The sequence below is a fragment of the Pseudooceanicola onchidii genome, from assembly GCF_004959925.1.
Taxonomy (GTDB): domain Bacteria; phylum Pseudomonadota; class Alphaproteobacteria; order Rhodobacterales; family Rhodobacteraceae; genus Pseudooceanicola; species Pseudooceanicola onchidii.
In genome coordinates this window covers 459710-473153 of record NZ_SPUW01000002.1, presented here as the reverse complement: position 1 = coordinate 473153, position 13444 = coordinate 459710, and the positions used below count along the sequence as shown (strand labels likewise).

Genomic DNA, 13444 nt, shown 5'->3' with positions numbered 1-13444 from the left:
GCTCAGGCCCGGGCCCGTTCGCGTTTCATCTTCTGCGACTTGCGCGTCATCATCTGCCGCTTCATCGGCGACAGGTAGTCGATGAAAAGCTTGCCATCGAGATGGTCGATCTCGTGCTGCACGCAGGTCGCCCACAGCTTGTCGAAGGTTTCCGACTGCGGGTTGCCGTCACGGTCCATCCATTCGACGGTCACCTCGGCCGGGCGTTCGACCTCGGCGTATTGTTCGGGGATCGACAGGCAGCCTTCCTCGTACACCGATCGTTCATCCGATGCGGCGATAACCCTGGGATTGAACATCACCAGCGGACGCGGGCTCTCATTCTCTTCCTTGACGCAATCCAGCACAATCAGACGCGACATCAGGCCGATCTGCGGCCCGGCCAGGCCGATCCCGGGGGCATCGTACATGGTTTCCAGCATGTCGTCGGCCACCCGGCGCAGTTCGTCGGTGATGTCCGCGACCGGATCGACCACCTTCTTCAGGCGTGGATCGGGATGGATGAGGATGGGTCTGATCATGCCGGTCATGTAAGCGATGCCGCGCGGTCGCGCAATCTCTCCGGCACGCTGTCCATATATGCACAGACGGGTGTGACGCCGCGACCTTGCCCCCACCCCCAGAATGGCTAGCGTGCCACCAAGCCAACACAGGAAACCCCATGACGACCCACGACTTCGACACCATCATCGACCGCCGCGGCACCCACTCGGCCAAGTGGGACAAGATGGAGGCCTTTTGCGGCGTGTCGCCCGACGACGGGCTGGCCATGTGGGTGGCCGACATGGATTTCCGCCCCCCCGAAGCGGTGATCGACGCGGTGCGCGCCACGGCCAAGCTGGGCATCTTCGGCTATTTCGGCGACGACACCGAATACTTGGATGCGATCACCTGGTGGATGAAGACCCGCCACAACTGGGAGGTCGACCCGGGCCACATCTTTTCGACCCACGGGCTGGTCAACGGGGCGGGCCTGTGCGTCGACGCCTTCACCGCGCCCGGTGACAACGTGGTGATGTTCACGCCCATCTACCACGCCTTCTTCCGCGTGATCCGCGCCGCCGGGCGGGGCGTCACCGAACTGCCCATGGCGCTGACCGACAACCGTTACACGCTAGATTTCGCCAGCTATGACGCGATGCTGACCGGCAAGGAAAAGCTGCTGATCCTGTGTTCGCCGCACAACCCCGGCGGCCGTGTCTGGACCCGCGACGAATTGCAGGGCGTGCTGGACTTCGCGAAAAAGCACGACCTGATCGTCGTCTCCGACGAAATCCACCACGACCTGATCCTGCCCGGCCAGACGCATACGCCCATGGCAGTGCTGGACGGCGCGGCCGAGCGGCTGGTCATGATGACCGCCGCCACCAAGACCTTCAACCTGGCGGGCATGCACACCGGCAACGTCATCATCTCGGACCCCGACCTGCGGCGTCGGTTCGAAGACCGGATGGGGGCCCTCGGCATCTCTCCGAACGCCTTCGGCAAGCACATGGTGCCCGCAGCCTATTCGCCCGAGGGCGCAGCCTGGGTCGACGCATTGATGGAGTATATCGACGGCAACCGCCGGATCTTCGACGCAGGCATCGCCGCGATCCCCGGCGTGCAGTCCATGCCCCTGGAAGGCACCTACCTGTCCTGGGTCGACTTCGCCAACACCGGCATGTCCCCGACCGAGGTGCAGCGCCGCATCCAGAAGGACGCGAGGATCGCCGTGAACCAGGGCGAGACATTCGGCCTTGGCGGCGACACCTTCCAGCGCTTCAACCTCGCCACGCCCCGTGCCCGCGTCGAAGAGGCGGTTGAGCGGATGCAAAAGGCCTTTGCCGACCTGCAGTGATCACCCCAGGATCACCGCGATCACCCCGGCGACCGAGATCAGCGACCCGGCCAGCCCCCGCGGGCCGAGGCTGCGGTCGCCGTGGATCACCCGGTTCAGCCCGATGGTGATCAGCGGATAGGTTGCGACCACCGGCGACACCAGCACCACCTCGCCCATGCCGAGCGCGAGGTAGAGCATCACAAGCGCCGTCCCGTTGCACAACCCGATCAGCACGAACCACCCGATCCCCGCGCGCGCGCCGGGCGGGGTCTTCTGGCCCGACGCCAGTCGCGCGATCCAGACCACGGTCGAGGACATGAGGTAGGCGATCAGCGCCGCCCCGAAGGCCGACGGCCACATCAGCAACCCCAGTTTGACCACCGGCTGCACTGCGCCGCGCAGGAAAGCCCCCGCCAGGGGCAGCACCAGAAGCCGCAGGTTGGTCGACGGAATGCGCCGCGCCCGGTCCAGAGCCAGGAAGACCAGCCCGGCGCAGACGCCGAGGATGCCGATCCACTGTTGCGCCGACGGCAGCTCGCCCAGCAGCAGGATCGCCAGCCCGATCGCGAAGATCGGGGACAGGTTGCCCAACCCGCCCGTCAGGTTCGGGCCAAGCGCGCGGTTCGACACGAAGTTCAGCAGCGACACGAAGGCCGGATAGAATACACCGGCGGCGGCAAAGATCGCCACAGCCCGCCAGTCCAGCGTCGTGAAATCCACCGTCACAGGCGTCAGGATCAGGAACAGCAGGAACGATGACGGCACGCTGAACGACGCGCCCACCAGCGGCGACAGGGTCCGCAGCCCGAAGGTCGTCAGCACCAGACCAAGCGCCAGGAACACCGCCGCCCCGATCGACAGAAGAAAGATGACGATGTCCAAACGGCGGCTCCGGCTTTTCCGACAGGTTACTGATTCCCCCGTCCGCCGCGAGGCCAAAGCGCGGATGCAGCCCCGCCCGTGCAGCCGCGGTGCAGCACCAAGCGTTTGCGATTTCAGAAAAAAGAAACCCGGGCCGAAGCCCGGGCAAGTCCAACAGGGAGGTGCATATCAAACCCGGATATGCGCGGGATAGTTCCCGAAGGAATGTGAAAGCATGATATCATCATTCATCCGGCAAGAATAAGGCTGGAATTCCTTACCCGAATTCTCCTAATGGTTGTGGCTATTATGCCACCAGCCGATACCCTCCGCTTTCGGTGACCAGCAGGCGGGCGTTCGAGGGATCGGGTTCGATCTTCTGCCGCAGGCGGTAGATGTGGGTTTCCAGCGTGTGGGTGGTCACGCCGGCATTGTAGCCCCAGACCTCGTGCAGCAGCACGTCCCGCGCAACCACACCATCATTCGACCGGTAGAGGAACTTGAGAATGTTCGTCTCTTTCTCGGTCAGGCGGATCTTCTTTTCGTCCTCGGTGATGAGCATCTTCATCGACGGACGGAAGGTATACGGCCCAAGCTGGAACACCGCGTCTTCGGATTGTTCGTGCTGCCGCAGCTGCGCCCGGATCCGGGCCAGCAGAACGGGAAACTTGAATGGCTTGGTGACATAGTCGTTCGCACCGGCATCAAGGCCAAGGATCGTGTCGGCGTCGCTGTCATGGCCGGTCAGCATGATGACCGGCGCCTTCAGGCCCTGCTTGCGCAGCACTCGGCACAGCTCTCGCCCGTCGGTGTCGGGCAGGCCAACGTCGAGGATCACGAGGTCGAACAGGCTTTCCTTGACCTTCTGGGTCGCGCAGCTGCCATTGTTGGCTTCGAGGACGTCGAAATCCTCGGTCATGACCAGCTGTTCGCTCAGCGCCTCGCGCAGGTCATCATCGTCATCGACAAGCAGAATTCGTTTCAACTGTGCCATCGGGTACTCCTTCCACCGGCCGGGGGTGCCGGTGTCGATCACATGTGCGCGCTTCACGGCACCGGCAAGTTTTGCAACCATGCTCTCACGCCCTCGTGTCCCCCTGCATGGTTTTGTTTCAACTTTGCAATCCGGCGCATTACATAGGGGCTGACTGCAAAGGAAGCCCCATGTCCCTGATCCCCGACGATACCGAACGCCTGGCCCGCGCCCGCGCCGACCTGCGGATCGGCCTGCCTGTCGTGCTGCGCGATCAGGACCGGATGCTGCTGGTGCTGGCGGTGGAAACCCTGTCGCCGGAACGGCTGGCCGCACTGGCCCCCCTTGGCGGTACACCGCATCTTGCGATCACCGATCGCCGCGCCGGGACGCTCAAGGCGCGCGCCTATGACGGCGATCTGGCCCGGGTGGTCCTGCCCCGCGATGCGGATCTTGGCTGGCTGAAATCCGTCGCCGACCCGGCCGACGACCTGCGGATGCCCATGAAGGGCCCGCTGAACGCCCTGCGCGACGGTCCTGCGGATCTGGATCGCCTGTCCCTGCGCATTTTGAAAAGCGCGCGACTGCTGCCGGCCGCGCTGAACATGACCATCGACAGCGCGCCCGCCGACCTGACTGTCCTGAATGCAGCCGCCACCCGCGCGATCCTGGGCGAGGCCAGCCCCCTGCACCCTGCGATCTCGGCCCGGGTGCCGCTGGCAAGCTCCGAAAACGCACGCGTGCATGTCTTCCGCCCCGAGGATGGCGGCGAAGACCACTATGCGATCGAGATCGGGCGCCCCCCGCGCAATCAGCCCGTGCTCGCCCGCCTGCATTCGGCCTGTTTCACCGGCGATATCCTGGGGTCTCTCAAATGCGACTGCGGACCGCAGCTGCACGGCGCGCTGAACCAGATGGGCACCGAAGGGGCCGGCGTGCTGCTTTACCTGAACCAGGAGGGGCGCGGCATCGGCCTTGCCAACAAGATGCGCGCCTATTCGCTTCAGGATCAGGGCTTTGACACCGTCGAGGCCAACCACCGCCTTGGCTTTGAAGACGATGAACGTGACTTCCGGCTGGGCGCCGCGCTGCTGAGAGAGATGGGCTTCACCTCTGCCCGGCTGCTGACCAACAACCCCCGGAAAATCGCCATGATGGAACGCGCGGGCATCGCGGTTACCGAACGTGTGCCCTTGAAGGTCGGGCTGAACCCGCACAACGCCAATTACCTGGCCACGAAGGCGAAGAAGTCGGGGCACCTGCTGTGATGCGCCTGACGCCGCAAGGGCTGGCCTTTGCCGGGCGCGTGATTCCCTGCACCCACGGTCGTGGCGGCATCCGGGCGGACAAGCGCGAAGGCGACGGGGCCACACCGCGCGGGCTGCATCACATCGTCGGCTGCCTCTACCGGCCCGATCGCCTGCCCGCGCCCGCCCCATGGGCACTGCCGATTCGGCCGGGGATGCTCTGGTCGGACGCATCCAAGGATACGGCCTACAACCAACTGGTCCGCGCCCCCTACGCCCCCAGCCACGAAGTCCTGCGGCGGTCCGATCCGCTCTATGACATCATCCTGCTGACGGACTGGAATTGGCCCGAGGCCATCCCGGGCGCCGGTTCCGCGATCTTCCTGCACCAGTGGCGGCGCCCCGGCTTTCCGACCGAAGGCTGCCTGGCCTTCACACGCGCCGACATCCGCTGGATTGCCGAACGCGCGGCGCCCGGCACGCCGCTGCTGATCTAGTCGCGCGCGCCGAAGATTGCGGACCCGACCCGGACATGGGTCGCCCCAAGCGCCACCGCCTGTTCGAAATCGCCCGACATCCCCATCGACAGCCCCGTCAGCCCGTTGCGCGCCGCGATCTTCGCCAGAAGCGCAAAGTGCAGTGACGGCGTTTCCTCGACCGGCGGGATGCACATCAGACCCTTCAGCGGCAGGCCAAGATCCCGCACCTCGGCAATAAAGGCGTCGGCCTCGGTCGGCAGGATACCGGCCTTCTGCGGCTCCTCTCCGGTGTTCACCTGGATGAACAGGTCCGGGCACGACCCGATCTCGTCCGCGATCCGTGCGATGGTGGTGGCCAGTTTGGGGCGGTCTACCGAATGGATCGCCTGCGCCAGCTCCATCGCCTGCCGCACCTTGTTGGATTGCAGCGGGCCGATGATATGCAGGTCGATCCCGTCGAAATCCTCACGGAAGCCGGGCCACTTGCCCGCCGCTTCCTGAACCCGGTTTTCCCCGAACACGCGGTGCCCTTGCTCCAACACGGCCCGGACACGGTCGTCGGGCTGCATCTTCGAGACGGCAATCAGCGTCACGTCAGACGGATCCGGTCCGGCGTCGGTGGCGGCTTTGGCGATGCGGGTGGTGATATCAGACAGCGACATGGGCCAGAGATGCCACTTTGCCGGTGCGTCGTCCAGAATCGAAACGGGCAGAAACGAAATGGGCAGGCCCGAAGGCCTGCCCACGTAATCCTCTCAGGTGAGAAGATTAGAAGTTGAAGCGGACACCCAGGTCAGCTTTGGTGTCGCCGTAGGACTTCTCGACACCACCGCGGACGGATGCGCCGCCGCCGAGGCCGTAGACGAAGCCAACACCGTATGCAGTGTCTTCTGCGTATGCGTTGGTGTTGTTGTCGTCCTTCATGAAGTACGCCTGAACCGTGGTGGACGGTGCGACTTCGATGTTGGCGCCCAGACCGTAAACGGTGCCGGTGGTTTCGTTTTCAGCAACTTTCAGCGCCAGGGTGGCCGGGCCGAAGGTGCCGCCTGCGGTCACAACCCACTTGGTGTCGGTTGCGGCAGGGTTGGTGTTGTCAACAAATGCAGCCGCGAGGGTGTAGTTGTTGAAGGTGTAGGAAGCAGCAACTTGGGTCTGCTTCGCGCCAGCTGCGCCACCGTAGGACACGTGCAGGCCGAGACCGTTTGCGGAGTAGATGATTTCCGCACCCTGGGTCAGGCCAGCGCCGCCGCCGGAGTAGGCGTGGTTGTCACCGATGATCGCCGGGTTAGCAGCGAAGGACAGACCGGTCAGGCCGACTGCGCCGGTGTACAGGTTCGGCATCGAGTCAACAGCGCCGAGGATGTTGCCGACGGCAACGGTCAGGCCGTTGGATTCTGCGTACAGACGAGCGCCGTTGAATGCGCCGGTGCCGTTGGCCGGGTTTGCAGCCATTGCAGCGTTACGAGCGAACGCGGAACCGGTGGATGCGCGCATACGGATGCGGGCACCGAAGGTGACGCCAGCGTCGGACTCGGTTTCGATGTCGAAGTTCAGGTCCAGACGGTGGTGAAGGACGGTGGTGCCGCCAACTGCGCCAGCCGGATCAGCGTACAGCAGACCGAAGCGGCCCATACCGTTCATGTTGACGTTGGCGGAGTCTGCCGCTGCAACGCCTGCCGTCGCGATGATCGCGGTCGTGGCGAAGAGAATCTTTTTCATGGGTTTTCCCTCGATTTCACAAGTCAGCCCAGCCCGGTCCCCCGTCTGGGTATGACAGTCCTTTCGCTCTTTTGGCCCTTCCAATGCAAGCGATCCAAAATGGCCTCGATGTTTCCTCTGTCAGATGGTGCACGTTTGCCACAGTCGCTCGATCCGGCAAATCGCCTGAAACTGCGGGAACTTCTGCAGGCACACTTTGGAAATAAACAGGTACGTATATAGCGAAACAGTTGCGGCCCCTCCGCGTGTCGACTAGGAAACTTTGGACTGATTAACGGATGGGGACGGATATGTTCGCGAAGCCGATGACGAAATTTGCCCTGATTGCCGTGCTGGCCGTTTCCGTGGCCGCCTGCAGCCGCAACCGCGTCGCGACCCCGACACCGGACGCCCCAAGCTCGAACGGTGTCTTCTATGAAAACAGCGACACCAACCCCGGCACCACCATCTGGGAAGCCCTGCGCAAGGAAACCGACGACGGGTCCCGCGTGGCGGTCAACCGCTATCTCTGGAATGCCTCGCTCGAGGTTCTCGACTTTCTTCCCGTCCAGTCGGTCGATCCGTTTTCCGGCGTGATCGTAACCGGTTACGGCACCCCTCCGGGGGGTGGCCGCGCCTATCGCGCGACCATCTACGTCAAGGATCCCGCGCTGGACGCGCGGTCGCTGAACGTGTCGATCATGACCCGCGGCGGCCCCGTGGCCGAAGGCACGCAGCGCGCCGTCGAAGATGCGATTCTGACCCGCGCGCGTCAGCTGCGCGTGGCCGACAAGCGTCTCTGATCCACGACCAGGGGGGTCAAAGCGGCGCGCTGGCCAGCCGCTCGACCCACTCAAGCTGACGTGGCAGACAGGCCGAGGTAAGATCGTAGTTCCGCACGATGCAATCGCGTGCGGTGATCCCCAGCCGGTCGCGCATGTCCGCATCTTCCAACAACCGCACCGTTTCCTCGACCAACGCGTCGGGATCGAAAAAGTCCACCAGCCGCGCGTTCAGATCATGCCGCAGCGCGTCGACGACCGGCGCGGTCGAGGACGCCACGATCGCCGCCTCGCAGGCCATCGCCTCGAACAGCGACCACGACAGCACGAACGGATAGGTCAAATACAGGTGCGCCCGTGACAGCTGCAGCAGCGGCACGAACTGGGTGTAGGGAATCCGCCCCAGGAAATGCACCCGCGCCCAGTCTTCGTCCGAAATCCGGCCCCGTACCTCGTCGATGTAGATCTGTTTCCAGGTCTTCCCCTTGGGTGGATGGGCACCATAGCTGACCCCGTCACCGCCCACGACCAGAACCTGCGCCCCGGGGCGTTCCTTCAGCAGACGCGGCAGCGCCCGCATGAAGATGTGATACCCACGGTAGGGTTCGAGGTTGCGATTCACGAAGGTGATGACCTCGTCTTCGCGGGTCAGGACCTGTCCGTTCGGCAGCGGAAAGGCCACGTCGTCGTTCCGCACCAGTTGCCGCGTGTTGATCCCGTCGTGGATCACGTCGATCTTGTCGCGGAACGGCTGCGGAAAGGTGTCGGCCTGGAACCGCGTCGGGCTAAGTCCCATCTGCGCAACATCGAAGTGCAGATGGTTGTTGATGTTCTTCAGCCGGATCCGCAGCCCCTCTGATTCCTCGTCGCGCGACGGAAACTCGGGATCGAAGTTGATGTGCGGATAGTCGGTCAGATGGTAGAATTCGCAATACAGCCCCATCCGCGCCGACGGCCAGACATCCCGAAGGAACATCGACTCGCCCCAGCCGTGGTGCGCGATGATGATGTCGGGGGTATATCCCGCCTCTTTCATCTTGCGCGCTGCCCGGTAGCAGGATTCGCCCCGCGTCACCTTGCTGTCGAGATCCAGAACCCAGGGGTGCGTGCTTTGTTCGGACCGCTTGAGGATGCCATAGGGGATCAGATCGACCCCCTTCCAGCTTGTCCGTTCCTTCACGCGCAGGGTCAGCGCGGTGACCGAATGGCCCTGCGACGCCAGCGCGACCGAAAGATGTTTGAACTGCCCGGGGAAATTCTGGTGGATAAAGAGGATATTCATACGACCCGACAGCTTATTTCCCGGCATTATAATCTTGCGCCGGACCCTGCGCCAAGCGCGCGCCGCTCGCAAGCCTCTGGACCCTTGGGGCCGGGCCGCATATCACCCACGCCCAAGTAGATGCACAAATGACGCATGAGAGGACCGGCATGACGCGCTATTCCGCCGCCGAGATCGAACCGAAATGGCAAGAGGCCTGGGACGAGGCCGGGATTTTTCAGGCCCGCCGCGACGAGGCCAAGCCCAAGTACTACGTGCTTGAGATGTTCCCCTACCCCTCGGGCCGCATCCACATCGGGCATGTGCGCAACTACACCATGGGCGACGTGGTCGCGCGCTACAAGCGCGCCACCGGCCACAACGTGCTGCACCCCATGGGCTTCGACGCCTTCGGGATGCCTGCCGAAAACGCGGCGATGGCGAACGGCGGCCACCCCAAGGACTGGACCTATTCCAACATCGACACGATGGTCGGCCAGATGAAGCCGCTTGGCTTTTCGCTCGACTGGACGCGGATGTTCGCGACCTGCGACCCGGAATACTACGGTCAGCAGCAGGCGCTGTTCCTGGATTTCCTCGAAAAGGGCCTCGTCTACCGCAAGAACGCCGTGGTGAACTGGGACCCGGTCGACATGACCGTTCTGGCGAACGAACAGGTCGAGGACGGGCGCGGCTGGCGGTCGGGCGCGCTGGTCGAACGGCGCGAACTGACGCAGTGGTTCTTCAAGATCTCTGACTATTCGGACGAGCTGCTCTCCGCGCTCGATACGCTCGACCAGTGGCCCGCCAAGGTGAAGACCATGCAGGCCAACTGGATCGGCAAGTCGCGCGGTTTGCAATTCGCCTTCGGTCTGATCGACGCGCCGCACGGCTTTGACCGGGTCGAGGTCTATACCACCCGCCCCGACACGCTGATGGGCGCGTCCTTTGTCGGCATCTCGCCGGACCATCCGCTGGCGAAAGAGCTGGAGAAGGCCAACCCCGAGGTCGCGGCATTTTGCGAAAAGGCCCGTCAGGGCGGCACAACCGAGGAAGCCATCGAAAAGGCCGAAAAGCTCGGCTTCGACACCGGCCTCAAGGTGCGTCATCCCTTTGATACCGCGTGGGAACTGCCCGTCTATATCGCGAACTTCATCCTGATGGATTACGGCACCGGCGCGATCTTCGGCTGCCCCGGCCATGACGAACGCGACCACGAATTCGCAACGAAATACGGCCTGCCGATCATCGACACCTTCCTGCCGGTCGACGGCGATCATGACATCCAGTCCGCCCCCTTCGTGCCCGCCAAGTCGGAAAAGGTCCGCTACACACGCCTGATCGCGGGCGCGGAAATCCAGACCGGCGAAGAGGCCGTCAACGCCGCCGTCGACTTCTGCGAAAAGAACGGCGTCGGCCATGGCGTGACCAAGTTCCGGCTGCGGGACTGGGGCCTGTCGCGCCAGCGCTACTGGGGCTGCCCGATTCCTGTCGTGCACTGCGACGCCTGCGGCGTGGTGCCCGAGAAAAAGGAAAACCTGCCCGTCCAGCTGCCCGACGACGTCAGCTTCGACATTCCCGGCAATCCGCTCGACCGTCACCCGACGTGGCGCGACTGCGCCTGCCCGTCCTGCGGTGCGCCCGCGAAACGCGAAACCGACACGATGGACACCTTCGTCGATTCGTCGTGGTACTTCGCCCGCTTTACCGCGCCGCGCGCCGACACCCCCACGGTGAAGGAGGATGCGGAATACTGGATGAACGTCGATCAGTACATCGGCGGCATCGAACACGCGATCCTGCACCTGCTCTATTCGCGCTTCTTCGCCCGGGCGATGCACATCACCGGCCACCTGCCCGACAGCGCCAAGGAACCCTTTGACGCGCTCTTCACGCAGGGCATGGTGACCCACGCGATCTACCAGACGAAGGGCAAGGATGGCCGACCGGTCTATCACTACCCCGAGGATGTCGACCTGCGCGACGGCAAGGGCTTCCTGACGGACGGCACAGAGGTCGAAATTATCCCCTCGGCCAAGATGTCGAAATCCAAGAACAACGTCGTCGATCCGGTCGCGATCATCAGCCAGTACGGCGCCGACACCGCGCGCTGGTTCGTCCTGTCCGACAGCCCGCCGGAACGTGACGTGGAATGGACCGCCGCCGGGGCCGAGGCCGCGTCCAAGCACCTTGCCCGGGTCTGGCGCCTGGCCGCCGAACTGGACGACACCCCCGAGAACGAGGCCGAAGACACCGCCCTGCTGCGCGAGATGCACAAGGCGATCAACGACGTCACCGGCGGCATCGACAGTTTTGGCTTCAACGCCTCCATCGCAAAGCTTTACGGCTTCACCAACACCATCGCCAAGTCCAAGGCGGGCGCGGTGGCCAAGCGCATGGCCCTGAAAACATTGGCGCAGCTGATGTCACCCATGACCCCGCACCTGTCGGAAGAGGTCTGGGCGATCCTCGGCGGGGAAGGCCTGATCGCCGAAGCCCCCTGGCCGGTCGCGGACGAGGTCATGCTGGTCGACGACACGGTCACCCTGCCCATCCAGGTCAACGGCAAGCGGCGCGGCGAAATCACCGTGCCCAAGGACATGGACAAGGCAGAGGTTGAAAAGCTCGCGCTTGCGGATGAAGGTGTCCTCAGGACGCTGGACGGGGCCCAGCCCAAGAAGGTCATCGTTGTCCCCGGGCGGATCGTGAACGTTGTCATGTGATCGACGAACAGTGCTGATGATGCTGGCCGCCACACCGCTGGCGGCCTGCGGATTCGCACCGGCCTACGGGCCGCAGGGCGGGGCTCAGGCCCTGACCCGCGCGATCGAGGTCAAGGCACCGGTGACCCGGACCGACTACCTCATGACCCGCCAGCTCGAAGACCGGCTGGGGCGGACGGACGCGGGCGACTACCTGCTCGACTACACGCTGACGCTGGAAGAAGAGCGGATCGCGATCACCGCCAACAACATCACCCGCCGCTTCAACCTGATCGGGTCGGCCGACTATCGGCTGACCACGCCCGACGGCACCTTGATCACCAAGGGCAACGTCGAATCCTTCGTCGGCTATTCCACCACCGGGTCGACCGTGGCCACCCGCGCCGCCCGCGCGGACGCCGAAGAGCGGCTGACAACCATCCTCGCCGACCGCATCGTCACCCGCCTGATCGCCGCCGCCCCAACCCTGCCGATTCCCGGCGCATGAAGCTCTCTCCGCGCGACGCGAACGGCTATTTCGCCCGGCCCGACACCGACAGGATGGGCCTGCTGATCTATGGCATGGACGCCATGCGGATTGCGCTGAAACGGCAAGAGGTCATCGCCGCCCTCGTCGGCCCCAAGGGCGAAGAGGAAATGCGCCTGACCCGCCTGCCCGCCGCCGAGGTCCGCCGCGACCCGGCGATCCTGACCGATGCGATCAAGGCCGTCGGCTTTTTCCCCGGCCCGCGTGTCGTCTTTGTCGAGGACGCGAATGAAACCCACGCCGCCGCGATCCTGCCCGCGCTCGACGACTGGCGCGACGGGGATGCGCAGGTCGTGGTCACCGCCGGAAACCTGAAAAAGACCTCCTCGATCCGCAAGCACTTCGAGAACCACAAGAACGCCTACGCCGCCGCGATCTACGACAACCCGCCCACGCGCGGAGAGATCGAGGCCGAACTGCAGCGCGCGGGCCTGAAGAACCTCGGACAGGAGGCGCTGCGCGATCTGACCGCGCTTGCCACCGCGCTCGACCCCGGCGATTTCCGCCAGACGCTGGAAAAGCTGGTGCTCTACAAGCACGGCGATGACACCCCCGCCACGCCCGAAGACGTCGCCGCCATCGCCCCCGTGACGATCGAGGCCGAGGTCGACGACATGCTGGATATCGTCGCCGAATCGCGCACCGCCGAAATCGGCCCGCTGATGCAGCGCCTGCGCGGTCAGGGGATCGCACCGGTCACGCTCTGCATCGGGCTGATGCGCCATTTCCGCACGCTCTATGCCGTGGCCGCCGCGCCCGGTGGCCCGGGCGAAGGCATCAACAAGGTCCGCCCGCCCGTTTTCGGCCCCCGCCGCGACCGAATCCTTCGACAGGCCCAGACCTGGGGCGTGCACAAATCCCAGGCCGCTCTGACGGTGATCACCGAAACCGACCTGGCCCTGCGCTCTGCCGCGCAGACGGCCCCCGCCGGCGCGCTGGTCGAACGCGCGATGATCCGGCTGGCAATGATGGGGCGGCGCTGATCCCCTTCCCCCCGGTCCGGGCTTCCTCTGGTCCCATATCCTGGGGGGCGGCGCAGCGCGCCGGGGGGCAAGGCCCCCCTCTGACTTTG

At 64.5% G+C, this 13444-nt stretch carries 13 protein-coding genes; 7 read left to right on the top strand and 6 right to left on the bottom strand.

Annotation, left to right across the window (positions count from 1 at the left end):
* Positions 1-2: 2 nt before the first annotated feature.
* Positions 3-521: a peptide deformylase gene (gene def / locus E4S58_RS10105; protein ID WP_136636286.1), complete on the bottom strand. Its 519-nt coding sequence runs from the start codon at positions 519-521 to the stop codon at positions 3-5.
* A gap of 140 nt (positions 522-661) precedes the next feature.
* Here def and E4S58_RS10100 point away from each other — a divergent pair, with 140 nt between their 5' ends.
* Positions 662-1840, top strand: coding sequence for a MalY/PatB family protein (locus E4S58_RS10100; RefSeq protein WP_136636285.1), 1179 nt, complete (start codon positions 662-664; stop codon positions 1838-1840).
* On the opposite strand, the gene E4S58_RS10095 is transcribed toward E4S58_RS10100, so the two are convergent.
* Both E4S58_RS10095 and E4S58_RS10090 read right to left on the bottom strand, forming a co-directional pair.
* Positions 1841-2704: a DMT family transporter gene (locus E4S58_RS10095; RefSeq protein ID WP_169052650.1), complete on the bottom strand. Its 864-nt coding sequence runs from the start codon at positions 2702-2704 to the stop codon at positions 1841-1843. It lies immediately after the preceding gene.
* A 286-nt stretch (positions 2705-2990) separates the two neighbouring features.
* Positions 2991-3677: a response regulator transcription factor gene (locus E4S58_RS10090; protein WP_136636813.1), complete on the bottom strand. Its 687-nt coding sequence runs from the start codon at positions 3675-3677 to the stop codon at positions 2991-2993.
* 170 nt (positions 3678-3847) lie between these two features.
* Between E4S58_RS10090 and ribA the strand changes: the two genes are divergently transcribed.
* Complete coding sequence (gene ribA, locus E4S58_RS10085; RefSeq protein WP_136636283.1) at positions 3848-4924, top strand: GTP cyclohydrolase II; 1077 nt, start codon at positions 3848-3850, stop codon at positions 4922-4924.
* Positions 4924-5400, top strand: a complete 477-nt coding sequence (locus E4S58_RS10080) for a L,D-transpeptidase family protein (protein WP_136636282.1) — start codon at positions 4924-4926, stop codon at positions 5398-5400. Before ribA ends, E4S58_RS10080 begins: the two co-directional genes overlap by 1 nt.
* Here the strand turns inward: E4S58_RS10080 and E4S58_RS10075 are convergent.
* Together E4S58_RS10075 and E4S58_RS10070 are read right to left on the bottom strand one after the other, a co-directional pair.
* The gene (locus tag E4S58_RS10075; protein ID WP_136636281.1) at positions 5397-6044 is read right to left on the bottom strand and encodes a YggS family pyridoxal phosphate-dependent enzyme; all 648 of its coding nucleotides are present in this window, start codon (positions 6042-6044) and stop codon (positions 5397-5399) included. The two genes, E4S58_RS10080 and E4S58_RS10075, sit on opposite strands and share 4 nt — an antisense overlap.
* Before the next feature lie 106 nt (positions 6045-6150).
* Entirely contained in the window at positions 6151-7101 is a 951-nt protein-coding gene (locus tag E4S58_RS10070; RefSeq protein WP_136636280.1) for a porin, read from the bottom strand.
* Positions 7102-7406: 305 nt separating this feature from the next.
* On the opposite strand from E4S58_RS10070, the gene E4S58_RS10065 reads away from it, so the two are divergent.
* Positions 7407-7883 carry a DUF3576 domain-containing protein gene (locus E4S58_RS10065; RefSeq protein WP_240789519.1) on the top strand — a complete coding sequence of 159 codons (477 nt, stop codon included), beginning with the start codon at positions 7407-7409 and terminating at the stop codon, positions 7881-7883.
* Positions 7884-7899: 16 nt separating this feature from the next.
* Here E4S58_RS10065 and E4S58_RS10060 read toward each other — a convergent pair whose 3' ends face one another.
* Positions 7900-9144 carry a glycosyltransferase gene (locus E4S58_RS10060; protein ID WP_136636278.1) on the bottom strand — a complete coding sequence of 415 codons (1245 nt, stop codon included), beginning with the start codon at positions 9142-9144 and terminating at the stop codon, positions 7900-7902.
* A 149-nt stretch (positions 9145-9293) separates the two neighbouring features.
* Between E4S58_RS10060 and leuS the strand changes: the two genes are divergently transcribed.
* Genes leuS through holA form a run of 3 tightly spaced genes read left to right on the top strand, consistent with a single transcriptional unit; the run spans position 9294 to position 13355 of the window.
* Complete coding sequence (gene leuS / locus E4S58_RS10055) at positions 9294-11846, top strand: leucine--tRNA ligase (RefSeq protein WP_136636277.1); 2553 nt, start codon at positions 9294-9296, stop codon at positions 11844-11846.
* Positions 11847-11862: 16 nt separating this feature from the next.
* Entirely contained in the window at positions 11863-12333 is a 471-nt protein-coding gene (gene lptE, locus E4S58_RS10050; protein ID WP_240789518.1) for an LPS assembly lipoprotein LptE, read from the top strand.
* Positions 12330-13355, top strand: coding sequence for a DNA polymerase III subunit delta (gene holA / locus E4S58_RS10045; RefSeq protein ID WP_136636276.1), 1026 nt, complete (start codon positions 12330-12332; stop codon positions 13353-13355). Before lptE ends, holA begins: the two co-directional genes overlap by 4 nt.
* Positions 13356-13444 lie beyond the last annotated feature (89 nt).